This window comes from Bacillus massiliglaciei (assembly GCF_900098925.1).
In the GTDB taxonomy this organism is placed as follows: domain Bacteria; phylum Bacillota; class Bacilli; order Bacillales; family DSM-1321; genus Peribacillus; species Peribacillus massiliglaciei.
The window spans coordinates 73837-95596 of sequence record NZ_LT622354.1 but is presented as its reverse complement, the minus strand read 5'-3'; the positions used below and the strand labels follow the sequence as shown (position 1 = coordinate 95596).

The following is a 21760-nucleotide window of genomic DNA, read 5'->3' as shown; positions in this document are numbered from 1 at the left end:
AAAACAGTATAAATAATCATTTAAGTAAGAAAAATAGTGGAAAAGGGGTGATACTTATGTACGTTGGCCGAGATATGACCGAGCTTTCCATGCTGCCTAAATCAGAATGGGATAAAAGTGAACTAGCTTATTTCCATCACTCCCTCCAGCAAATGGTACCTTATTTGAACCTAGAAGGACAGACCATTCATCGTGAAATTATCGAAGAAATCGAAAACCGGGGAGGAATCGGCACAGAAGAGGCTGATTATACACACGGAACTCAACTCAAGTATGACTGAATTTGTTGAAACACGGAGGAATTCTTCTCCGTGTTTCGGCATTTCCCGGGCAATACCGTCTATATTTACTCTTCTTCTCTTTCTACGTACGCCTTCAGCATTTTTTGATTTGAAACAGGAAAAGCATACTCTTCAAGATCTTGAAGACTTGCCCATCTCAACTGATTGGCCTGCATGACTTCTTCATCCAGCGGGCTATCCATACAGCCTGTATATGTGTCGACTTTCCAGACCAAATGGGAAAAGATATGCTCAATTTTCACAAGATGATCGCCCATCAATGGTTTTGCCCCATAAGCTTCCAAGAAACGACCTGCATAAAAATCTCTTTTCGGCTGCAGTGTAGTCTGCATTTCAAAATTAGGAAATTCCCATAAATTCGCGAGAAGACCGGAAGACGGCCGTTTGTGAATCAGGATTTCTCCTTTTTCATTCGTCAGGATGGCCGAAACGAGCGGTACATCTCTTGATTTCTTTTTCTGAATTTTAATAGGAAGCTCACTTTGAATGCCCGCTTCAAAAGCCTGACAATGATTTCGTACAGGGCAAAGCAGACAGGCGGGTTTTCCCGGTGTACAGATAAGAGCGCCAAGCTCCATCAGCCCCTGATTGAACGATGATGGGTCCTCATGGGAAATCAAAGCCCTCACTGCTTCTTCAAATGTTTTTCTTGTCTTTGGTTTCGCGATATCTTCCCTGATAAGCAAGATCCGTGACAGCACCCGCATCACGTTACCGTCCACTGCCGGCTCCGGCTTTCCATAAGCAATGCTCAAAATGGCTCCGGCTGTATACGGACCGACCCCTTTCAGGGCAGAAATCCCCTTTGGATCATCCGGCACAGCTCCGCCGTAGCTTTCCTTCACTTCTTTCACAGCCGTATGAAGGTTGCGAACCCTTGAATAATACCCCAGGCCCTCCCACGCTTTCAGCATTTTTTCCTCATCCGCCTCTGCAAAAGCATCAAGTGTAGGGAACCATTCCATAAACCGGTTAAAGTACGGAATGACCGTATCCACCCTTGTCTGCTGAAGCATGATTTCAGAAACCCATACACGGTAAGGATCTTTATTTTCTCTCCAAGGAAGGCTCCTTTGCTCTTCCTTAAACCAGGTGATCAAGTCATTCTGAAATCCATCTATATCTGTCTGTTCTAGCGACAGCTGCAAATCATTATTCAATTTCATGCCTCCGAAAATGTTAAAGTCTCATATTATTTGGGAATAGGTAAGTAATACTAACATTATACGCATTCTCCCAAGGGGGATAAAGTGAAACTTCCTTCAGGGTGATTTTCCCTGAAGGTTAGCTGAACCAATCGGGGATTTACTGGCTGTCCCTTACTTCATAGCTTCCCGTGTACAGCCAGTTAATTCGGGATAAAGTGAAACTTCCTTCAGGGTGATTTTCCCTGAAGGTTAGCTGAACCAATCGGGATTTTACTGGCTGTTTACTCATCTTTGGATGCTTCACTGTACAGCCAGTTAATTCGGGATAAAGTGAAGCTTCCTTCAGGGTGATTTTCCCTGAAGGTTAGCTGAACCAATCGGGGATTTACTGGCTGTTTACTCATCTTTGGATGCTCTTCACTGTACAGCCAGTTAATTCGGGGTAAAGTGAAACTTCCTTCATTCATGATGGTTAGTTGAACCAATTGGGATTTTACTGGCTGTTTACTCATCTTTGGATGCTCTTCACTGTACAGCCAGTTAATTCGGGATAAAGTGAAACTTCCATCATTCATGATGGTTAGGTTGAACCAATCGGGATTTTACTGGCTGTTTACTCATCTTTGGATGCTCTTCACTGTACAGCCAGTTAATTCGGGATAAAGTGAAACTTCCTTCAGGGTGATTTTCCCTGAAGGTTAGCTGAACCAATCGGGGATCGTGTAGGATCCAATCATTTTATCAGGACTTATTTTCCTTAGAAGTGAAAAGAAACAATATTTCTTTGGTGGATGAGATAAAATAAGGTAAACTATAGAAAAACCATTACATTTATCACATTTTCCCGGCGGTTATCATACATTTTTAGAAAAACGGAAATTTTGGAAGTTCAAGGAGGTCTCTTATTTGGATACAGGTACTCACTTTGTTATGGGTATTGCACTTGGGGGGCTGGCAACCTTGGACCCTGTTGTAGCTGATGGATCCATTACGGCTCAGGCAGTCTTAGCCGGTACGATTATAGGATCACAGGCACCTGATATTGATACCATACTCAAATTAAGAAATAATGCAGTATATATAAGGAACCACCGCGGCATTACCCACTCGATTCCGGCCGTGCTGCTGTGGCCGATCTTGATTACAGGGTCTATTTTTGCTTTCGCCCCTGAGGCCAATCTGCTGCATTTATGGCTGTGGACATTTTTGGCCGTTTTCCTGCATGTGTTTGTTGATATATTCAATGCCTATGGCACACAGGCGATCAGGCCGATTTCCTCAAAATGGGTGGCACTGGGCATTATCAATACATTTGATCCGTTCATTTTTGGCATTCATGCAGCCGGATTGATTTTATGGGGATTTGGTTTTCCTCCCGGCTATTTGTTCCTGGCCATTTATGGTGTGCTGATAATTTATTATCTCGCCAGATTCAGGGAGCAAAAATACATTAAACGTCTGGTGAAAATGAAAATTCCGGATGCCCGAAAAATCATTTTATCACCGACTATGCGCTATCATCGATGGAAAATAGCGGTGATTACAGAAAAGCATTATCATGTGGCTCGTGCCGAAAATGGCATTGTTACTGTCTTGGATACATTTAAACGCCTTCCTCTGCCTGAGAGCAAAGTATTAGAAGCAGCTAAGTCAGATAAAAACCTTGCTGCCTTTCTCTCCTTTTCCCCTGTTTATCGGTGGGAAATCGAGGAGATTAACGGCATTCACGAAGTCCGCTTTATTGATCTCAGGTACCGAACCAATGGATATTATCCTTTTGTCGCCGTCGTTCACTTGGATCAAGATTTGAATATTCTCAACTCGTTTACAGGGTGGATCTTCAGTGAAGCCAAACTGCAAAAGAAGTTAAATTTAATCCTGTAATACAAAAAAGCTGATTCTGAGGAATCAGCTTCAGATTGTCGACAAAAGGCCTTCAGAATGGTCTCATTCTGAAGGCCTTTTGTCTTTTTGAGATTTTCTTAGGTATTTTATGGTCTGATTTTAAGCAAAATGCTCTTCGAGTATTCTATTTTAGACCATAGCCGAAGCTTGCCATGTCCAATTGGCAAGCTTCTTTAAATTCATAGCAGCAAAAGTAAGCATCGCCTGCATGGACAATTTTTTAATCCCTCGAAGGGTTGTCCATCGCATACCATGCTTTTCTTTCGCATCCGCAAAGACACGTTCAATCGTTTCTTTGCGTCTTGCATATATTTGTTTGATATCGTTTTGATGACGAAGATGATCTGCTTCCTCCACATACTGCGCCCAAATATGACGTTCAATCATTTTTCTGTGCTCCTTACTATTTGTACATTGAGCGAGTAAAGGACAATTGGCACATTGAACTGGGTTCGACTTGTATTGGCGTTTGCCTTCTTTGGTGGTAGTTGAATATTTTAGAACCTGTCCTTCCGGACATAGGTAGCAATCATAGTACTCGTCATATACATAATCGTGCTTGCGTAAAAACCCATCTTTCGTTTTGGGTCTTGTATAAGGAAGTACTGGTTGAATCTCATGTTCAAATAAGAATTTAGTAATCGCAGGAGTTTTATAAGCAGCATCGGCAGCAACAGCAAGTGGCTTCTTCACTTTTTCCATAACCTTTTCAACAAGTGGCTGAAGCATATGACTATCATGAACATTTCCAGGTGTCACAACCGCCCCAAGTATAAACCCATACCGGTCCGCAGCCGCATGGAATGAATAAGCAAACTGTTTCGTTCTTTCATCTTTTACATAATAGCCACTTTCAGGATCTGTTGTACTCTCTTTAATCTCCTTAACTTCTTCTTTTTCAAATTTATCTGATGGGAATGGTTTCTTCCCATGATCAACTCGATCCTGATTCAATTCTTCTTGAAGTTTAGCTTCATATGCCCGAGTCTCTTTACGAACTATCTTCTTTTCGAATTTACGTTTATTCGCACTTGCTTTAACATGTGTTGAATCGATGAAGACATGGTCAGCACTTAGTAGTCCTTTATCTGCAATTTCTTTAAGAATTCGATAGAAAATCTGTTCGAAGATATCCGTATCTTGGAAACGACGTTCATAATTTTTACCGAAGGTAGAAAAGTGCGGTACTTCTGAATGAAATCCAAACCCTAAAAACCAACGATACGCCATATTTGTTTCAATTTCTCTTATTGTTTGACGCATTGAACGAATTCCAAATACATATTGAACAAATGTCATTTTAATTAATACGACTGGATCAACACTAGGTCGACCTAGTGTTGAATAAAGTGATTCAACTAGTGGATAGATGAAAGAAAAATCAATCGCTGATTCAAGCTTTCTGACCAAATGATCCTGTGGTACAAGTTGCTCTATTGTAATCATTTCCATTTGATCACGTTCACTTATTTGATTTTTTGTCATCATATCCATTCACCTCAGACATTTATTTAGAAAGGAGTTGATTGTAGTGCAGGCGGCGACTCCTGCGGGAAAAGCGTGAAGGCCGATACCCCGCAGGAGCAAAGCGACGAGGAGGATTGGGCCACGCCCGCGGAAGCGTCCGCCGAAACGAAAATCAACTAACACTATTTCAAAAACTATTACTATTATTTTAAAAGAAAAAAGACTGTAGGCAAACTCGAATTTCGAGTTTGTCTACAGTCTGAAGGGGCTGTCCAGAAAGTCGGTTTATCTGACTTGCCGGCGCCCCTTTTTAATTTCTATAAAAAAGCACAAAAAAATCGTCTCTTCCTGTAAAATGAAAGTTATCCACACCAACATTCGAGAAAGGACGATTTTTATGAGCAATCAAATGATTACTACCGAAAATTATACCACTCAAATGACACTTCTTCCAGAGACAGAGGAGAAAATGGCCCCTAAAAGATCATTAGCCCCTACTTTTAAACCCTACGACAATCGCCAAATTCAAATGATCTTGGATGTTGAAGCCCTTATACCGGAACATCACGTCGCACGTGTGGTAGACGAAATGGTGGAAGCCGTACCGGATGAGCAATTGTTTTCTCATTATAAAGGGGGTGGCCGAAGTCCCTTCCATCCCAAAATGATGCTTAAAATCATTCTATTTGGTTATTCCCAAAAGGTTTATTCCTGCCGAGGAATCGAAAAGCTAATAAAAGAAAACATCCCAGCCATGTGGTTAGCTGCGATGCAACAACCAGATTTCCGTACGATCAACGAGTTTCGTGGGGAACGGATGAAAGTCTTGATGGATGAGTTATTTGAAGCCATGATTCTGAAATTGATTGAAGAAAAATACATCACGATGGAAAACTACTTTTTGGATGGCACCAAGATCGAAGCCAATGCCAATAAGTATTCTTTCGTGTGGAAAAAAGCAACGGCGAAATTTGAAGCCAAGCTAAAAGAGAAAATACAGGAAACCCTGCAACAAATCCACGAATTAACCCAATTAGAAGCTGGAACGGGAGAAAAGGAAACCGAACAAAATGCAGAGATCACCGAACATCATCTAGAGACAGTCGCTAAGGAAATAGAAGAAAAAGCAGGAACGCTAACAGAGGAAATTGAAAAGGAAACAGATGCAAAGATTCGTAAGGAGAAGCGACAAGAACGCAGTAAATGGAAGAAACCTTTAAAGCTGATTCGGGAAAATTTCTTACCGCGACTAGCGAAATACAAGGAACAGAACGAAATCTTTGGCGACCGTAACAGCTATTCCAAAACGGACAAAGACGCAACCTTTATGCGCATGAAGGAAGATCATATGAAAAACGGTCAGCTTAAGCCGGGGTATAACGTGCAAATGGGGACGGAGAACCAATTTATCTTGTTTTATACCATTCATCAACGGCCTACAGACACGCGTTGTTTTATCCCGCATTTGGAGAAACTGGCGTCTACTTCTTTACCGATGCCCCAAACAGTCATCGCGGATGCAGGATATGGCAGTGAAGAAAACTACGTATATGCGGTGGGTGATGAGAAAGAGCCTCGATTTGATTTTCTCATTCCTTATGGATCCTATGTACAAGAACAGACACGCAAATACAAAAAGGACATCAAAAACGCGAAAAACTGGACCTACTGTGAGCAAGATGATTGTTTTATTTGCCCGAATGGAAGGAAAGTTACGCTTAAAAAATACCAAAACAAAAAGAATCAGTCTGGTTATGAGCAAAGCTTCAAAATATACGAATGTGAAGATTGTACAGATTGCCCATTGAAAGAGAAATGCACGAAAGCGAAGGGAAATCGTCAAGTACACTGGAATACCGTCTTCGAGGAAATGAAAGCGAAGGCAAAAACAGCCCTTGAATGTGAAGAGAAAGCCACCATCTACGCTCGGCGGAAAGTCGAAGTAGAAAGTGTGTTCGGTCACATCAAGGGCAATCGGTCGTTCCGCAGATTTTCTTTGCGGGGTCTCGACAAGGTACATGTCGAGTTTGGGATTGTGGCATTAGCCCACAATATACTGAAAGTAGCAGGCATCCGCCAGCTACTTTCAGAGAAAAATCGAAAACATACAAAAGCACGTGGAGAAAAACGGCTGGTTTTTCTCCACGTGCTTTATTTTAGGGACTTATCAGACAGCCCCTTTTTTTTAATGATAACGCTGCTGGTTTGCAAAAAAATCCTTATATTTAGGATTTTGAGCGACAAATTCATGCAGGCGCTCTCCATAATTATCAATCCACGTATTGACCACCCGCATGGTCATTTCTTCACCGGCGTACTCATGTCCGGCTTTTGCGTAGGTGGACTCAAAATCCTCCCATAATAACTCTACCCAGGTCAAGGCTTCTCCATAGGAGATTAAGTCATTTTTTTCAAGCAATTTCCTCGCTAATTTTTCGTGGTAATCGTTCATTACAACCACCTCATTACCCATATTTTCGCAGCATTAATCTCGGTGTTCTATACCCATACTAGTAATACGCGGAAACGCGTAAAAAATAAGAGGAAGTGGCCAAATGCGGAATAAAGCAAAAGGATTTCCTAATCAAGCAAATAATAAGTTCCAGGGTGAACCCCGAGCTAAAGCCGAATTTGCATCAAAACGTGCAGATGGTTCGATTAACTCCCATCCGCAGGAACGGATGAAAGCTTCAAACCAACGCGGTTAAATGTAGTCAGGGATTAAGCGGCTGCTTAATTCCCTGATTCCCCTTTCAGCATGGATATCGGCAAAGCTTCTTCTTTTCCATTTCCGCCTAAACGATATCCCCAGGCAAATACCCCATTCATATAATCAATTTTGAAATAGACCCCCGGATCCCCTTCAATTTCATATATTTTCCCTGGCTTAAAATTTTTTGGATCCAGTAAATATGCTTTAGCCATGGCAGCTTTTCGCTCGAGAACGGAAAACTCGCTTACCATCCCTAATTGCTCTGCTTTTCTGGCCTTTTCCTTTAAGGCAGCAATCTCTTGATTGAGCTCATATTCTGTCATGGTGCTGTATCTAGCGTCAGCCATGTTCTACACCCCAAATTCGTTAGTTTGCATTTTCACTTATATAGTACCTAAAATAATGATTTTTGGCTATTCCTCTTTATCTGCATCCAAGTAACGGTCAATCAATTCGATTGGGAAGCCTTTTCGAAATAAAGCCTGCTTCATTTTTTGTTCATATTCAAAGCCTTCATAGCCGGAGTATCGGCGGCTGGCCTTTTCTGCCTGATAGCATAAAGCCTCCCATTGTTCATCCTGCTCTTTTTCAAGGGACACTTCCATAAGCACCTCTTGGATGACCTGACTGCTGAAGCCCTTTCTGGCAAGCGTTTGATTGATTTTCTGTTCAAGAGCCCGTTCAGACAGCTTTTTCTCCTTCTGGATGGCTTTCTCCGCCAATTTTATAGCATGTTCCAGCTGAAGCTCGAATGGATATTCGTCCATCGCCTGATCAATCAAAGCTTCACTTACTCCCTTTTCCTTCAGTTCGAGTCTTGTCGTAATCGGCCCTTTCGCTCCATTATTAGCCTTTGTCTGTACAAAGGCTTTTGCAAAATCAAGGTCATTCAGATAATTATACTGATAAAGCTTGTGAATGGCTTCTTTAATAACAGGATCCTCTATTCCTTTTTGTTTTAGGTGCTTCCGGACTTCTGATTCTGAACGCATCCGGAAGGAAAGGTAATTCAAGGCATCATTAAACGCTTTCTGAATTTCATCCACATACTGTATTTGTGATAAAAGAAGGGAATCCACTTCTTTTCCCTTTTTCAATTCGTATTTCAGTAAAATCTCTTCATCGACACTAAAAGCATACTGATCATCAATGAAGATATTATAACGGTCACTTCTTTTTTTCTGCACTGTCACTTTCGAGATCACCGGCAATCTGCTCACCCCCACTCTACTTTACCACAATTTTTGCCCCCTTACGTTTTCTCTCCAAAACCCATCCATGATAAAGTAAAGACAAGAAACCGCCCTATGCCTGGGAGAGGTTCATAAACTAAAAGCAAGGGGGCAGCAGTCCATGAAAATTGCGATAGCCGGCGGAAGCGGTTTTGTAGGCCGAGAGCTTATCAGACAGCTTTCAGATGAGCATTTCCTTTATATTCTGACAAGAAATCCAGACAGGTTTCAAAATAAGCAAAATGTTACATATATCGGCTGGCTCCAAGAAGGAACAGCTCCTGAAGACTACTTGCGTGATATTGACGCTTTCATAAATCTGGCCGGAACCTCTCTGAACAGCGGCCGCTGGACCCAGCCGCGCAAAAGAGAGATCGTTGAAAGCAGACTTGAAGCCGCCAAGGAGATGAACCGGATTCTCTCCCAACTCGATGAAAAGATATCTGTTGTAATCAATGCAAGTGCGATCGGCTTTTACGGAACTTCAGAAGAACAGGTTTTTGATGAAAGCAGCGAGTCCTCCGGGGATGATTTTCTTGCAAAAACAGTCAAGCTTTGGGAAGCAGAGGCATCCAAATCCCGCGCTTACAGCAGAAGAGTCGTCCTGACGCGTTTTGGCGTCATTCTTGGGAAAGAAGAAGGGGCTTTGCCTTCCATCCTTCTTCCTTACCGATTGTTCGCAGGCGGAACAGTCGGCAATGGCAGACAGTGGCTGTCATGGATCCATATTGAAGATACGGCGGCAGCCATTCATTTTTGCCTGACACATCCGAATATTGAAGGTCCTGTCAATCTAACCTCTCCTTCTCCATCAAGAATGAAGGATTTTGGAAAGACAGCAGGGAGAATTTTGCGGCGTCCGCATTGGCTTCCTGTACCTTCACCGGCTTTGAAAGCGGCACTCGGAGAAAAAAGCATACTAGTCTTGAAAGGACAAAAAGTGCTGCCGAAGAAGCTGCTGGATGCGCAGTTTCCTTTTAGGTACCCTGATTTAGACAGCGCCTTAAAGAATCTCTTAAAAAAAGAGGTATGAGCCTTAATTTATAGGGGGAGGATAGAAATAAATGGATAGGAGCTGAAGAAATATGTCTAAAAATAAACAGGTAAAACTTAAAAGCAATCTGACAACTACCCAAGCTGTGCTATATGCCCATGAATTCAAAAAGGCTGACCGGGCAGGCGGGTTTACGGAAAAAAGGTCCGACCGTTAACTTTTTGCTGAGAGCGTGCATGAAGAGGGGAGCACTGACGCAGACTAAGCCAGAAGTGGTTTTGACTTTAACCATTTCCAGATTAGCTTGGGAGGCGTTTCGAATGGGCAGGAACAGCATACACAAAAATCGTGATAAAAATAAGCAATATCTTCCTCAAGTGCCTCAAAACATGAAAAGTGACGGCCGTGATATTGAATTTTCCGCTGAACTTGCCGATCATGACGATCTAGTTGCCCAAAAAAGATCAGCAGAAGCAGACCGCCGGGCAAAAAAAGGCTAACATAATGGAGAGAAGGATGGGAAATAGCCCATCCTTCTCTTGTTTTACACACAGGTTTATCCACGGATGTGGATAAATATCAGTATTTTCTGAAAAATTAACCTGTAATTGTATCCAACCGTTTGCGCAGAAGAAACTTTTGAATTTTGCCGCTTGCATTCCGCGGCAATTCATCGCAGAAAATGTACGTTCTCGGCCGCTTATAATTGGCAAGTTTCCTGCTGTTTTTACACCACTGCTCCAGCTCTTCCTCCGTGAGACCCGGCTTCTTGGCTACAATAAAGGCTGTTACCCGTTCTCCCCACTTTTCATCCGGCTGGCCAATTACTGCACAATCCAAGATCCCTTGATGCTCATATAACGTATCTTCGACCTCCCGCGGATAGATATTTTCCCCGCCGGAGATAATCATGTCATCCACCCGGTCCTTCACCCACAGGTACCCTTCTTCGTCCAGGAAACCAATATCTCCTGAATGATACCACCCTTTGTACAGTGCCTTTTCCGTTACTTCCTCCAGCTGGAAGTATCCCTGCATCAAACATGGTCCCTTGACAAGAATTTCTCCTGCTTCTCCTGGCTCCATCCTGTCATCAGGATCCGACGGCCCGTCTTCACTCGGTCTGGCAATGATGATTTCATGCTCCCTGCAGGCCTTTCCCGCTGAGCCGGATTTCCTGATTTGATCTTCTTCTGAGAGCAGCGTTATCGCCGGCCCCATTTCCGTCATTCCATATGCCTGAATAAGCCGGACGCCGAGCTTCTCCTGACAGGCAGTAACAAGGGCCGGAGCCATAGGGGCTGCTCCATACAAGCCAAGATGCAGGCTTGAGAGGTCAAAGTCCGCCAATTTCTCCTGCAGCAGCATATTCCACATGGCCGGGGCCGCAAAAAGCTTAGTAATCCGCTCGTTTTCAATGAGTTCCAGCACTTTCTTCGCCTGAAACTGATGCAGGACGACATTCCTGGCACCTGCCTGCACCCGGGGCAGAAAAGCGCAATGCAGTTCGGCACAATGAAACATCGGAGCTGTGATCAGCCCGACATCCTCGCTTTCCAATTTCATTGCCTCCATCAATATATCGCTTTGGATGGCCATTTCCCGATGAGAGTGGAGGACACCCTTCGGACGCCCCGTTGTCCCGCTTGTATACATGATTGCATACAGGTCGTCCTCCGTGATTTCCTCCTTCCATTCCGGTGAAGGGGCTGAGTCTATTTTTTCCTGAAAGCTTTTAGCATAGGACGGCGGCTGTTCATCAATGTACCAAAAGGCCATTTCTGGATGCCTCCATTCAACAGCCGTAATGACAGGCTCCAGAGCCTTTTCAAATAAGACAATCTTCGGTCCTGCATCCTTAAGAATGTACGCTAACTCCTCTGCCGCAAGTCTAAAATTAATCGGATTGAAAACAGCCCCCATTTTGGCACAGGCAAAATAAACGGCCGCCAATTCCTCATTGTTATACAAATAGGCGGATACCCGGTCCCCTTTCTTTACTCCTTCGGCCTGAAGGGCTCCGACAATCCTGTCAATTCTGTCAGCCCACTGTCCGTACGTATATCTCCGGTTTCGCCGCACATCATAAATCGCTTCTTTTTCACTGAATTTTTCCGCCGCTGCCTCAAATATCCTGCCGACCGTCCATGTCATTTTATTTCCCCCCTTTAGTTAATCAAGCTTTTCAATAATTGTTGCATTCGCCATCCCGTGTCCTTCACACATAGTTTGCAGCCCATATCGCCCGCCTGTTCGTTCCAGTTCATGCATCATGGTCACCATGAGCCGCGCACCGCTCGCCCCTAATGGATGGCCAAGTGCGATAGCACCGCCGTTCGGATTCAGTTTCTTAGGATCGGCACCTGTCTCTTTCAGCCAGGCCAGCGGTACAGATGCAAAAGCCTCATTCACCTCAAAAACATCGATGTCTTCAACTGAAAGGCCTCCCTTTTGAAGCACTTTTTCCGTTGCTGGAATCGGTCCTGTCAGCATCAAGGTCGGATCTGAGCCAACAACAATTCTCGTATGAATTTTGAAACGCGGTTTCAAGCCAAGTTCTTCTGCTTTTGTCCGTTCCATAATCAGAAGAGCTGCCGCACCGTCACTGATCTGGCTTGAATTTCCTGCATGGATTTGGCCATTCTCCATGAAGGAAGCTTTCAAGCCTGACAGCACTTCTGGAGTTGTTCCTTCACGCGGCCCTGAATCTTCCCTTACGATGATCTGGTGCCCTTCTTTATCTATCCCGCTGACCGGGATGATTTCCCGCTCGAAAAAACCTGATTTTTGGGCATGCAATGCGCGCTTATGGCTCTCTGCTGAATAATAGTCTAATTCAGCGCGGCTGATGCCCCATTTTTGAGCGATTCGTTCCGCCGAAAGGCCTTGATGAATAATTTCATATTTTTCAGCGTATTTTGGACTTGGCTTGGCCCCTTGAAAATTAGACCCCATTGGGACACGGCTCATATTTTCCACTCCTCCTGCCGCCACAATATCCATATCTCCCGCAAGAATTGCCTGGGCAGCAAAGTGAACAGCCTGCTGGCTGGAACCGCATTGACGGTCAATTGTCGTTCCGGGGACTTTGGCTGGAAATCCAGCAATGAGGGCTGCTGCACGCGCTATATCTCCCGCCTGTTCTCCTGACTGGGAAACACACCCCAAGATCACATCCTCCACTAAACCAGGGTCAATCCCTGTACGTTCCACAAGGCTTTTCAGCACAAGCGCTGCAAGCTCATCAGGACGAAACTCCCTGAATACCCCATTCCTCCTGCCAACCGGTGTCCGGACTCCTTCCACAATGACAGCCTCTCGCATACTATCCTCCCCTTTCAGCTATAACCCAAGATTTTTGGCAATGATCTTCTTCATGATTTCGTTCGTGCCCGCATAAATACTTGCTACAGGAATATCCCTGTACCTTCTGGCAATCTTGTATTCTTCCATATATCCGTATCCGCCATGCAGCTGCATACATTCCATTGAGATTTTGCGGGCTGTATCCGTCAGACGCCACTTCGCCATGGATACTTCTGTCACAATATCCTGTCCGGCCATATGTCTGGCAATCAGCTGGTCAAGAAAAACTCTGCCCATTTTCACCTCGGTGGCCATCTCTGCCAGTTTGAACTGCGTATTTTGAAACTGGCTGACCGGCCTGCCAAAGGCTTCCCTGCTCTTCACATATTCCAGCGTTTCAGAAAGCATATCCTCTGATGCAGTTTGCGCACTGATGGCAACGACCAGGCGTTCCTGCTGAAGTTTCTCCATCAGATAAGCAAAACCCTTCCCCTCTTCGCCTATGAGATTCTCCTTTGGTACCTTGCAGTCGTCAAAGATTAATTCTGCTGTATCCTGGCAATGAAGACCTACCTTATTCAGCTTCCGTCCGCGGGAAAAGCCGGGTGTATCTCTTTCAATTGCCAGGAGGCTGATACCTTTATGCTTTGGGACAGCATTTGGATCAGTTTTGCAGGCAATAATAATTAAATCTCCATGAATTCCATTTGTAATAAAGGTCTTTTCCCCATTGACCAGATAATGTCCGTCTTTAAGTACCGCTGTCGTTTTAATATTCGCTAGATCTGATCCCGCCCCAGGCTCGGTCATGGCAATGGCTGTGATCATTTCTCCAGATGCACATTTTGGGAGCCACTTTTTCTTTTGCTCCTCCGTTCCGTAAGAGGCAATGTACGGGACAACGATATCACTGTGAAGCCCTATGCCGACCATTCCTGAACCAACCTTCTCCAGTTCTTCATTGATAACCACAGAGAAACCCCAGTCCGCCTCTGATCCGCCATACATCTCTTTCAAACCCGGGCAAAGAAAACCCTGTTCCCCAAGTTTTTTCCAAAACGCTCTTGGAATGATGCGGTCCGTCTCCCATTGTTCATAATGGGGCTCCGCCTCTTTTTCCAAAAACTTTCTTAAAGCCATTCGAAATATCTGATGCTCCTCCGTTAAATAAGAAGGATGCATACCATCACGCCCTCTCTTACACGACAGCTTAATTGTTAGCGCTTTCAAAAAGAAAATGATATTGCCAGAATATTCAAGTTCATATATACATATTAACCCATCCTGAATAGTTATTCATTATTTTTATGTGAATTTTCATTCTAACGGAGCCGATCCTCCTGATTGACTGTATTCAATAAACGTTCAATTTTCAGGAAAGTCTATCCATTAAATAAATGCTATAATAAGGGTGTGCAATTCATACCTATTAATGAAAGGTTTGTGATTGAGATGATCTGTTCAAAAATTCTTGTAGCTTTTGATGACTCCGAGCTTGCAGCAAAAGCCCTCCAAAAGGCCGTTGACATTGCCCGGACAAATCCTGAGATTGAAGTGGACGTGCTCTATTCCATTACGTTCCCTATCCATCCCAATATGTATGGAAATGCGTATACAGAGCTTGAAGATTCTCTAAAAGAATACGGAGAAACCATCGTCAAAAAAGCGGAAAACCTTTTGACGGATCTTCCCAATAAATGCAGCGTGCATTTGCTCGAAGGGGCTCCTACCCAAACAATTCTGGAGCATGTGACAAATAACGGCTGCGACTTGATAATTATGGGAAGTAGAGGCTTGAGCGGGCTGAAGGAATTCCTCGGAAGTGTCAGTCATTACATCGTTCAAAAATCACCTGTACCAGTCTTTTTAGTAAAATAGATGGACCCAATTTATAACTATGGTAAGCTTGTGATCCGCTGCAGGGCGGATCTTTTTTTATGGGGAATGTATTGTTTTACTTTTCCTGCGGACAGAAGGTAAAATGGTAGCAGTGAAAGCGGGTGGCAAAATGGATATTAAACATCTTCAATATTTTATAGAAGTAACCAAATATAATAGTTTCACAAAAGCCGCTGAAAGGCTCTATATTACCCAGCCGACCATCAGTAAAATGATTAAAAACCTGGAAACTGAACTGGGCGTGGAACTTTTTGACCGTTCGAGAAAGCAGCTGACATTGACGGATGCAGGGCAGGTCGTATTAGAACAGGCCAAATTGATCAATAATGCCTTCCACAATCTCGAAATAGAGATGGATAACCTGCTCGGACTGAAAACAGGGCATATTCGAATTGGGCTCCCGCCTATCCTGAAAGCTTCTTTCTTTCCGGAAATGATTGGCAAATTTCATAAGAAATATCCGAAGATCACTTTTCAATTAGTAGAGGATGGCTCTAAGAAGATTGAAGAATATGTAGAGAAGGATCAATTGGACCTCGGAGTGATGGTTCTGCCGGCTAATGGCACATTCTATAGCCATTTTCCCATCATTAAAGAAGATATTATGATGATCCTTCACCCATCACATCCTTATGCAAAAAATGAAGTGATGGATCTTGCCGACTTCAAGGAAGAACCCTTCATTCTATTTAACAAGGATTTTACTCTCCATGATCTCGTACTCTCTTCTTGCAGGGAGGCAGGTTTCACCCCTCATATTATCACCGAAAGTTCAAGATGGGACTTCATTGAAGAAATGGTAGCCGGCGGACTCGGTGTCGCCCTTCTGCCTGAAAGCCTTTGCCGGACAGAAAGAGTAAGTGCTGTCCGTCTTAAAAATCCTTCTATCAGCTGGGAGCTGGGGGTCTTTTGGATGAAGGACCGCTACCTTTCCTATGCAGCGAAAGAATGGATTCAGTTCATCAAAACGTCGCTTTCCCTAGAAGGACCTCAGGGAAATCAGTCTCAGGTTTGAAAGCGATATCATAGACAAGGACTATAGATTCAATAAAAAACTTCCATTGTACATTCTTTTCCAATGAGCGTACACTGAAAGCATCGTAAGCACTACATATTCTGCGAAAGGGGCAGACAGCATGATTGCATTATCCAGTATGAATGAGCTGAAGGAGACAGAAGAAAGAGTTGTTTCCCTTAAAGACTCCTACCCCGAATTATTTAAGAAGCTCCTTCATGTCGTTGGTCTAACCAGAGCTTTTCAATTTAAATACCAGTACATGGGATCTTTGATTATGGGAGATGCGGCAAATCCACATACCCCTGAATTTGTGATGCCTTCCATTCTCAGCCTGTATGTACGTGAAGTTGAACAGCTGAAATGTGATCCTGATATTACCGTTCTGCAGCAGCTTTTTACAGAATGTGAAAATATAGGTTACGCAAAAATCTGTATGCTAGTGCTTGGAAATACCCCTGAATCACTACTTGGAACATCTTATATCAAATAACTCCTTATCAAAAAACCCTTCCCGCCCAGGAAGGGTTTTTTCATTGAGCACTTTATAATACCTTGCTTAGAAAAGCTTTTGTTCTGTCCTGCTGCGGGTTCGCAAACAGCTCGGAAGGTCTGTTCTGTTCGATAATGTAGCCTTCATCCATAAAGATGACCCGGTCCCCTACCTCTTTTGCAAATCCCATTTCATGGGTTACAACAACCATCGTCATCCCTTCCTTGGCAAGCTGCTTCATGACCTCCAGCACTTCCCCAACCATTTCAGGATCGAGTGCCGACGTCGGTTCATCAAAAAGCATGATTTTAGGTTCCATCGCCAGCGCCCGGGCAATAGCCACCCTTTGTTTCTGGCCTCCTGACAGGGAATCAGGGTAGGCATTCTCTTTCTCAGAAAGCCCGACCTTTCTCAGTAACTCTCTTCCCTTCTCTGCCGCCTGCTGCTTCGCCGCTTTTCGTACTTTAAGGGGAGCAAGCATGATATTCTCCAGAACCGTTTTATGCGGAAACAGATTGAAGTGCTGAAAGACCATCCCTACCTCTGTCCGAACCTGATTGATATTCACCTTTTTATCCGTCGTATCCAGCCCTTCAATTAGAATGGTTCCTGAAGTGACCGTTTCCAGCTGATTAATGCACCGGAGGAAGGTTGATTTTCCAGATCCGGAAGGGCCGATCACGACGACCACTTCTTTTGGATCCACTGTCACATTAATATCTTTCAAAACTTCATTTGATCCAAATGACTTTTTTAGATTTTCGACTTTGATCATTCTGTTTTCATCCTTCTTTCGAGAAGATTTAGCAGATAACTGAGGACAAGCGTCAATATCAAGTAGATGAATGCACTGGCCAGGTAAGGCTCCCATACTTTAAAGTATTGGCCTCCCATTGCCCTTCCCCAATACATAAGCTCAGGTGCCGCAATGACAGAAAGAAGTGAAGAATCCTTCAGCAATACGATGAATTCATTTCCTAGCGGCGGAATCATCCGTTTGAAAGCCTGCGGCAAAATAACATAGCGCATCGACTGGCCATGGGTAAGGCCGAGTGAGCGGGCCCCTTCCATTTGACCGCGGTCGATTGATTGGATCCCGGCACGAAAAATCTCCGCAATATAGGCAGCTGCGTTTAATGATAAGGCAATGACCCCTGCCGTAATGGCGTTGGTCTCTCCTAAGAAGAGCGGCACTGCTCCAAAATGAATCAAAAAGATTTGAACTAATAATGGCGTTCCTCTAAAAACCGTTACATATACTAAAAAAGGAAAGGCAAGCACCTTATTTCTCATCGTCCGTCCGAGGCCAATCAACAGACCCAAAATGGTCCCAAGCAGGATGGATCCGATGGAAAAGCCAACGGTAAGCAGCGTTCCTTTCAGCAAGTAAGGCATGTATTCTATAATAATATCCCACCGAAAATTCATAGTCTTCCTCCTTGTCAGAATGAAAGCAGAGCGGATTCTTGCAACTAGAAGGCTGACAGGTTTTATGCCAACGGTTTCCCTGCCTGAAAAAAAATGGCGTAACTTTATTTACATAAAGTTACGCAAATAAGTCAGACTGGCAGATCTACTGCTGTGCCTTCAGCGTTTCTAAGTCAGGCTCTGAGCCGAACCACTCTTTGTAGATTTCTTCATATTTTCCATTATCGAAGACCGTGTTGATTGCTTCGTCAAATTCAGTTTTCAGCTTGCTTCCTTTCGGGAACATTAACCCATAGAACTCTTGCTCAAAACTGTCACTGTCCTCTACTACCTTAAGCTTTTGATCCGGGTTATTCTTCACATACTCTTCCACGACTGTATTATCAGCCACGACTGCATCTGCTCCTCCCTGAAGAAGCTCTTGGATGGCCAAGTTATTATTCTCGAACTTTTTAATATCTTTATGATTTTTTCCAAGCAGTGCCTCGGTCGCTTCCTGACCCGTTGTAGATGTTTGAACAGCTACGGTTTTCCCTTTTAAATCCTCCCCTGACTGAATATCACTGGATTCTGGAACAAGGATTTTGTTGGTTGACAGAAAATAGTTTCTTGAGAAATCATAGGACTCCTTTCTTTCATCATTAACCGTAATCGCCGAAATCGCCAAATCCGCTCTCTTTGATTCAATTTCAACAAAGATTGGATCCCAGCCTACATGTTCAATCTTCACATCGTACCCTGCTTCTTTTGCAACGGCATTAATAAAGTCCACATCAAACCCGACGACCTTGTCACCTTTCATGTATTCAAAAGGTGCATAGGCTGCATCCGTGACCACACGAAGTTCCTTTTTCTCTCCTGAGTCTTCGCCCTCATTCGTGGTGGATGCCTCTTCCCCGCCGCATGCGGCCAAAATCAGCATACAGACAGAAACCAGCATTGCCGCAAACCAAGATCTTTTTTTCATAAATTCTCCCCTTTTCACTATGTATTCATTTTCACAAATCCAAATAAGGAATATTCAGTATTTTAAAAATATTATACTTTTTTTTGTTATATTAGGCAATAAAGTCTAGGAAGTTTTGTTTATCTTCGTTATTCTGCGAAGAAATTCCCACACAGAACATACCAATCTGACTAAATGGCAGCTGTCTTTTAAAACAGGGTTGTAACGAATCCAAAAGGATGTTACAGTAATTGGAAATATATGAGGTGATAACATGCTGACATACATACCGCTCTCTTCTCTTTTCCAACATCATCATACATGATAGCCTTGCTATTCGATTAAAAAAATCGTATTAGGAAGGCTATTTCCCATTAAACCGCATGGATTAAGTTGAAACAACTTACTCTGAGCGGTTTTTTATTTTACAAAACCTTGGAGGCAAACCGAATGAAAAAAATGAAAGATCAAAATGTTAAAGGCACACAGGATTATTTACCGGAGGCAGAATTGGTCAGAAGAGACATTCGGAGAACCTTAGAGGAGGTCTTCAGTCTATACGGATGCAAGCCATTAGAGACGCCAATTTTGCATTATACAGAGCTGCTTGCTTCTAAATATGGGGGAGGTTCAGAAATTTTAAAAGAAATGTACACACTGACTGACAGGGGAAATAGAGATTTATCTCTTCGTTATGATCTCACAATTCCTTTTGCCAAAGTCGTGGCCATGAATCCCGCAATCAGACTGCCCTTTAAGAGATACGAAATTGGCAAAGTGTTTAGAGACGGTCCCATTAAGACCGGACGGCTCCGTGAATTTACTCAGTGTGATGTAGACATTGCAGGCGTCGATTCGGTTCTTGCAGAAGCCGAATTAATGAAAATGGCTGCAGATGTTTTTCAGAGGTTAGACCTTGACGTGAAGATTCAGCTGAATAACCGCAAATTATTAACGGGACTTTTAGAAGACTTTGAAATTCCGATGGAGAAACGCAATCCTGTTATTCTCATCTTAGATAAACTTGAAAAGGCCGGCAGACAAGGGGTAACGAAAGAATTGGAAGAACTGGGCCTGACAGATTCGGCTGCAGAATCGATCACTCACTTTTTAAACGCCGGGAGCTTTAATTACTTTCTGCCCTTTGCCGAGCAAAATGATCAAATCAAACAGGGATTAGAGGAGATGAAAGAACTTGAAACCTATTTATCTGTCTTGGGCATAAAGGAACAGTGTGTGTTTAATCCCTATCTGGCCAGAGGGCTGGACATCTATACGGGTACCATTTATGAAATCTTTCTGGCCGATCGAACCATCACTTCAAGCATTGGCAGCGGCGGCAGATATGATCAGGCCATTGGCGGTCTCTTGGGAACTTCTCAAACCTTTTCTACTGTCGGAATCTCCTTTGGGCTTGATGTTATTTTCAATGCCGTCCAACAAAAGAAGGAGCTCTCTTCAGCCGCATCTTATATAGATTATTATATAATTCCGATTGGGACACGGAAAGAAGCATTTGCAGCAGCCGCTGATCTGCGAGATAAAGGATTTAAAGTTGAAATGGAAATGAGACCTAAAAAGCTTGCGAAATCCCTGGATTATGCAAACAAAGCAAACGTGCGAAATGTAGTCATCATAGGCGAAGAAGAAGTGAAGAACAGCTATTTCAAGGTGAAAGATATGATGACCGGCGAAGAAAGAAACGTAAGCTTCTCTTTTACCAGTCTGTAACATATAAAAAAGCCAGAAACCAAACTTCACGCTGCAGTTTGGTTTCTGGCTGATAGGAAGAAGGCCAATCAGGTAATGGTCTTCTTTTTCTGGATACCTGGCATCGGTTCGTCCACCTCCAGCATATCCAAAAGGAAAATGAAAATAGGAATCCCGATAATCAGCCCCCATATACCAAGGAAATGCTCGGAAAACAGGAGAATCATAAAGGTGAAAAATGTCGGAAGGTTCGTCTTCGCTGACATGAATTTCGGGTTAAGGATATAGCTTTCCAGAGCATGGATCACAACGACCATGATCAGTACAGCGATGACTTTAGAAAGCCCGCCAATACTGTAGGCAATCATACTGAGCGGAACCAGCGAGATAATGACGCCGGCGACAGGGATTAAACCAAGGAAGAAAATCATAATTCCCAGTCCGATCAGCTGCGGGAAACCTAAAATCCATAGTAAAGCAACTGACAGAATCGCATTGGTTGTAGCAATCAAGAACTGTACTTCGATGACTTTACCAAAGGTGTTGATAAACTTCTGTCCAAAATGCCCAAGATTGATAAAGAAGCTGCTGAATTTTCCTTTTGTGAATCTTCCTGCGAACCGAAAGATCTTATCTTTTTCCAATAAGAAAAATAGGCTCAATAAGATGGAAAGGAAGATTTGCAAAGTAAGATGTCCAATATCTGCAATATACAGATAAAGCATGTTGACTTGCTTTTGGAAATCAAGCGGTGTCTCCATATCATTCAGATAACCTGAGATGTACTGGATCACCCGGTTGTCTGGGGGATGCTGAAAGAATACGACAATCTGGGATATAAGAGCCGTCATTTGTGCGGTAATCACCGGCAAATACTTATAAAGAACAATCGCCAGACTTGAAAACAGAATGATATACAAGATGATGGTTACAAGCTTCGAGCTTACCGGGATGAACTTCCGAAGCTGTTCGGTTACAAACTGTTCGAGCCTGCCCATCAAAAAGGTAAAAATGAAGGTGAATAACAATAGATGAATCATATCGCCTATGCTGATCAGCAGAACAATCAGCACAATCAAAGTTATCAGCTTTGAAAATCCTTCACTTTGAATGTATTCTTTAAACAATTCACTATCCCCTAACTAACAATTTGCTTTTCAAGACTCTATCTTTTATTTTACACATAATATGTTCAATGTACT

General features: G+C 43.3%; 23 protein-coding genes and 1 pseudogene. 11 read left to right on the top strand and 13 right to left on the bottom strand.

Annotated elements, in window-relative coordinates; all coding sequences use genetic code 11:
* The first annotated feature begins 56 nt into the window (after window positions 1–56).
* A complete protein-coding gene (locus tag BQ4305_RS03505) occupies window positions 57–281 on the top strand; it encodes a hypothetical protein (protein WP_110926492.1) in 225 nt (74 codons plus the stop codon).
* Between the two features lie 65 nt (window positions 282–346).
* On the opposite strand, the gene mutY is transcribed toward BQ4305_RS03505, so the two are convergent.
* Both mutY and BQ4305_RS03495 read right to left on the bottom strand, forming a co-directional pair.
* Window positions 347–1462 carry an A/G-specific adenine glycosylase gene (gene mutY / locus BQ4305_RS03500; RefSeq protein WP_234396862.1) on the bottom strand — a complete coding sequence of 372 codons (1116 nt, stop codon included), beginning with the start codon at window positions 1460–1462 and terminating at the stop codon, window positions 347–349.
* Window positions 1463–1731: 269 nt separating this feature from the next.
* Window positions 1732–1962, bottom strand: coding sequence for a hypothetical protein (locus BQ4305_RS03495; protein ID WP_110926490.1), 231 nt, complete (start codon window positions 1960–1962; stop codon window positions 1732–1734).
* Window positions 1963–2356: 394 nt separating this feature from the next.
* On the opposite strand from BQ4305_RS03495, the gene BQ4305_RS03490 reads away from it, so the two are divergent.
* Window positions 2357–3334: a metal-dependent hydrolase gene (locus tag BQ4305_RS03490; protein WP_110926489.1), complete on the top strand. Its 978-nt coding sequence runs from the start codon at window positions 2357–2359 to the stop codon at window positions 3332–3334.
* 150 nt (window positions 3335–3484) lie between these two features.
* Here BQ4305_RS03490 and BQ4305_RS03485 read toward each other — a convergent pair whose 3' ends face one another.
* Window positions 3485–4843 (bottom strand): IS1182 family transposase, encoded by a 1359-nt coding sequence (locus BQ4305_RS03485; RefSeq protein WP_110926488.1) that lies wholly within the window; start codon window positions 4841–4843, stop codon window positions 3485–3487.
* A 448-nt stretch (window positions 4844–5291) separates the two neighbouring features.
* On the opposite strand from BQ4305_RS03485, the pseudogene BQ4305_RS21790 reads away from it, so the two are divergent.
* A pseudogene (locus BQ4305_RS21790) lies at window positions 5292–7001 on the top strand (IS1182 family transposase); the annotation flags it as partial.
* 6 nt (window positions 7002–7007) lie between these two features.
* Here BQ4305_RS21790 and BQ4305_RS03475 read toward each other — a convergent pair.
* Window positions 7008–7274: a YfhJ family protein gene (locus BQ4305_RS03475; protein ID WP_110926486.1), complete on the bottom strand. Its 267-nt coding sequence runs from the start codon at window positions 7272–7274 to the stop codon at window positions 7008–7010.
* Window positions 7275–7377: 103 nt separating this feature from the next.
* Here BQ4305_RS03475 and BQ4305_RS03470 point away from each other — a divergent pair, with 103 nt between their 5' ends.
* On the top strand, window positions 7378–7530 hold the full coding sequence (locus BQ4305_RS03470) for a small, acid-soluble spore protein K (protein WP_110926485.1): 153 nt from the start codon (window positions 7378–7380) through the stop codon (window positions 7528–7530).
* Between the two features lie 25 nt (window positions 7531–7555).
* Here BQ4305_RS03470 and BQ4305_RS03465 read toward each other — a convergent pair whose 3' ends face one another.
* Together BQ4305_RS03465 and recX are read right to left on the bottom strand one after the other, a co-directional pair.
* Complete coding sequence (locus BQ4305_RS03465) at window positions 7556–7882, bottom strand: YfhH family protein (RefSeq protein WP_110926484.1); 327 nt, start codon at window positions 7880–7882, stop codon at window positions 7556–7558.
* Window positions 7883–7948: 66 nt separating this feature from the next.
* A complete protein-coding gene (gene recX, locus BQ4305_RS03460) occupies window positions 7949–8740 on the bottom strand; it encodes a recombination regulator RecX (RefSeq protein ID WP_324611560.1) in 792 nt (263 codons plus the stop codon).
* Between the two features lie 148 nt (window positions 8741–8888).
* On the opposite strand from recX, the gene BQ4305_RS03455 reads away from it, so the two are divergent.
* The 3 genes from BQ4305_RS03455 (at window position 8889) to BQ4305_RS03445 (ending at window position 10261) form a co-directional block, all read left to right on the top strand.
* Window positions 8889–9800, top strand: coding sequence for a TIGR01777 family oxidoreductase (locus BQ4305_RS03455; RefSeq protein ID WP_110926482.1), 912 nt, complete (start codon window positions 8889–8891; stop codon window positions 9798–9800).
* A gap of 52 nt (window positions 9801–9852) precedes the next feature.
* Entirely contained in the window at window positions 9853–9978 is a 126-nt protein-coding gene (locus tag BQ4305_RS03450; RefSeq protein WP_110926481.1) for a YfhE family protein, read from the top strand.
* A 103-nt stretch (window positions 9979–10081) separates the two neighbouring features.
* A complete protein-coding gene (locus tag BQ4305_RS03445) occupies window positions 10082–10261 on the top strand; it encodes a YfhD family protein (RefSeq protein ID WP_110926480.1) in 180 nt (59 codons plus the stop codon).
* 97 nt (window positions 10262–10358) lie between these two features.
* On the opposite strand, the gene BQ4305_RS03440 is transcribed toward BQ4305_RS03445, so the two are convergent.
* From BQ4305_RS03440 to BQ4305_RS03430, 3 genes are read right to left on the bottom strand one after another with little or no spacing between them, the layout of a single operon-like run.
* Complete coding sequence (locus BQ4305_RS03440) at window positions 10359–11915, bottom strand: fatty acid--CoA ligase (RefSeq protein ID WP_110926479.1); 1557 nt, start codon at window positions 11913–11915, stop codon at window positions 10359–10361.
* Between the two features lie 18 nt (window positions 11916–11933).
* The gene (locus BQ4305_RS03435) at window positions 11934–13085 is read right to left on the bottom strand and encodes a thiolase family protein (protein ID WP_110926478.1); all 1152 of its coding nucleotides are present in this window, start codon (window positions 13083–13085) and stop codon (window positions 11934–11936) included.
* An 18-nt stretch (window positions 13086–13103) separates the two neighbouring features.
* Window positions 13104–14249 (bottom strand): acyl-CoA dehydrogenase family protein, encoded by a 1146-nt coding sequence (locus BQ4305_RS03430; protein ID WP_110926477.1) that lies wholly within the window; start codon window positions 14247–14249, stop codon window positions 13104–13106.
* Window positions 14250–14519: 270 nt separating this feature from the next.
* On the opposite strand from BQ4305_RS03430, the gene BQ4305_RS03425 reads away from it, so the two are divergent.
* The 3 genes from BQ4305_RS03425 to BQ4305_RS03415 all read left to right on the top strand — a co-directional run bounded on the left by BQ4305_RS03425 (window position 14520) and on the right by BQ4305_RS03415 (window position 16474).
* Window positions 14520–14945: a universal stress protein gene (locus BQ4305_RS03425; RefSeq protein ID WP_199880540.1), complete on the top strand. Its 426-nt coding sequence runs from the start codon at window positions 14520–14522 to the stop codon at window positions 14943–14945.
* A 130-nt stretch (window positions 14946–15075) separates the two neighbouring features.
* A complete protein-coding gene (gene cidR, locus BQ4305_RS03420) occupies window positions 15076–15981 on the top strand; it encodes a cidABC operon transcriptional activator CidR (RefSeq protein WP_110926518.1) in 906 nt (301 codons plus the stop codon).
* Window positions 15982–16102: 121 nt separating this feature from the next.
* Window positions 16103–16474: a hypothetical protein gene (locus BQ4305_RS03415; protein WP_110926475.1), complete on the top strand. Its 372-nt coding sequence runs from the start codon at window positions 16103–16105 to the stop codon at window positions 16472–16474.
* A 52-nt stretch (window positions 16475–16526) separates the two neighbouring features.
* Here the strand turns inward: BQ4305_RS03415 and BQ4305_RS03410 are convergent, their stop codons facing one another.
* The 3 genes from BQ4305_RS03410 to BQ4305_RS03400 form a co-directional block, all read right to left on the bottom strand.
* Window positions 16527–17249 carry an amino acid ABC transporter ATP-binding protein gene (locus BQ4305_RS03410; RefSeq protein WP_110926474.1) on the bottom strand — a complete coding sequence of 241 codons (723 nt, stop codon included), beginning with the start codon at window positions 17247–17249 and terminating at the stop codon, window positions 16527–16529.
* Window positions 17246–17902, bottom strand: a complete 657-nt coding sequence (locus BQ4305_RS03405) for an amino acid ABC transporter permease (protein WP_110926473.1) — start codon at window positions 17900–17902, stop codon at window positions 17246–17248. Before BQ4305_RS03405 ends, BQ4305_RS03410 begins: the two co-directional genes overlap by 4 nt.
* 145 nt (window positions 17903–18047) lie before the next feature.
* Complete coding sequence (locus BQ4305_RS03400; protein WP_110926472.1) at window positions 18048–18869, bottom strand: basic amino acid ABC transporter substrate-binding protein; 822 nt, start codon at window positions 18867–18869, stop codon at window positions 18048–18050.
* A 429-nt stretch (window positions 18870–19298) separates the two neighbouring features.
* Here BQ4305_RS03400 and BQ4305_RS03395 point away from each other — a divergent pair, with 429 nt between their 5' ends.
* A complete protein-coding gene (locus tag BQ4305_RS03395) occupies window positions 19299–20579 on the top strand; it encodes a histidine--tRNA ligase (protein WP_110926471.1) in 1281 nt (426 codons plus the stop codon).
* Between the two features lie 68 nt (window positions 20580–20647).
* Here BQ4305_RS03395 and BQ4305_RS03390 read toward each other — a convergent pair whose 3' ends face one another.
* Window positions 20648–21685 carry an AI-2E family transporter gene (locus tag BQ4305_RS03390; RefSeq protein ID WP_234396861.1) on the bottom strand — a complete coding sequence of 346 codons (1038 nt, stop codon included), beginning with the start codon at window positions 21683–21685 and terminating at the stop codon, window positions 20648–20650.
* Window positions 21686–21760: the final 75 nt, after the last annotated feature.

What these genes read in the sequence shown, in the direction of transcription:
- BQ4305_RS03505 (WP_110926492.1), top strand. Translation starts at nt 57, where the DNA reads ATGTACGTTGGCCGAGATATGACCGAGCTTTCCATGCTGCCTAAATCA.
- BQ4305_RS03495 (WP_110926490.1), bottom strand. Translation starts at nt 1,962, where the DNA reads ATGAGTAAACAGCCAGTAAAATCCCAATTGGTTCAACTAACCATCATG.
- BQ4305_RS03485 (WP_110926488.1), bottom strand. Translation starts at nt 4,843, where the DNA reads ATGATGACAAAAAATCAAATAAGTGAACGTGATCAAATGGAAATGATT.
- BQ4305_RS03475 (WP_110926486.1), bottom strand. Translation starts at nt 7,274, where the DNA reads ATGAACGATTACCACGAAAAATTAGCGAGGAAATTGCTTGAAAAAAAT.
- BQ4305_RS03470 (WP_110926485.1), top strand. Translation starts at nt 7,378, where the DNA reads ATGCGGAATAAAGCAAAAGGATTTCCTAATCAAGCAAATAATAAGTTC.
- BQ4305_RS03465 (WP_110926484.1), bottom strand. Translation starts at nt 7,882, where the DNA reads ATGGCTGACGCTAGATACAGCACCATGACAGAATATGAGCTCAATCAA.
- BQ4305_RS03455 (WP_110926482.1), top strand. Translation starts at nt 8,889, where the DNA reads ATGAAAATTGCGATAGCCGGCGGAAGCGGTTTTGTAGGCCGAGAGCTT.
- BQ4305_RS03450 (WP_110926481.1), top strand. Translation starts at nt 9,853, where the DNA reads ATGTCTAAAAATAAACAGGTAAAACTTAAAAGCAATCTGACAACTACC.
- BQ4305_RS03445 (WP_110926480.1), top strand. Translation starts at nt 10,082, where the DNA reads ATGGGCAGGAACAGCATACACAAAAATCGTGATAAAAATAAGCAATAT.
- BQ4305_RS03440 (WP_110926479.1), bottom strand. Translation starts at nt 11,915, where the DNA reads ATGACATGGACGGTCGGCAGGATATTTGAGGCAGCGGCGGAAAAATTC.
- BQ4305_RS03435 (WP_110926478.1), bottom strand. Translation starts at nt 13,085, where the DNA reads ATGCGAGAGGCTGTCATTGTGGAAGGAGTCCGGACACCGGTTGGCAGG.
- BQ4305_RS03430 (WP_110926477.1), bottom strand. Translation starts at nt 14,249, where the DNA reads ATGCATCCTTCTTATTTAACGGAGGAGCATCAGATATTTCGAATGGCT.
- BQ4305_RS03425 (WP_199880540.1), top strand. Translation starts at nt 14,520, where the DNA reads ATGATCTGTTCAAAAATTCTTGTAGCTTTTGATGACTCCGAGCTTGCA.
- cidR (WP_110926518.1), top strand. Translation starts at nt 15,076, where the DNA reads ATGGATATTAAACATCTTCAATATTTTATAGAAGTAACCAAATATAAT.
- BQ4305_RS03415 (WP_110926475.1), top strand. Translation starts at nt 16,103, where the DNA reads ATGATTGCATTATCCAGTATGAATGAGCTGAAGGAGACAGAAGAAAGA.
- BQ4305_RS03410 (WP_110926474.1), bottom strand. Translation starts at nt 17,249, where the DNA reads ATGATCAAAGTCGAAAATCTAAAAAAGTCATTTGGATCAAATGAAGTT.
- BQ4305_RS03405 (WP_110926473.1), bottom strand. Translation starts at nt 17,902, where the DNA reads ATGAATTTTCGGTGGGATATTATTATAGAATACATGCCTTACTTGCTG.
- BQ4305_RS03400 (WP_110926472.1), bottom strand. Translation starts at nt 18,869, where the DNA reads ATGAAAAAAAGATCTTGGTTTGCGGCAATGCTGGTTTCTGTCTGTATG.
- BQ4305_RS03395 (WP_110926471.1), top strand. Translation starts at nt 19,299, where the DNA reads ATGAAAAAAATGAAAGATCAAAATGTTAAAGGCACACAGGATTATTTA.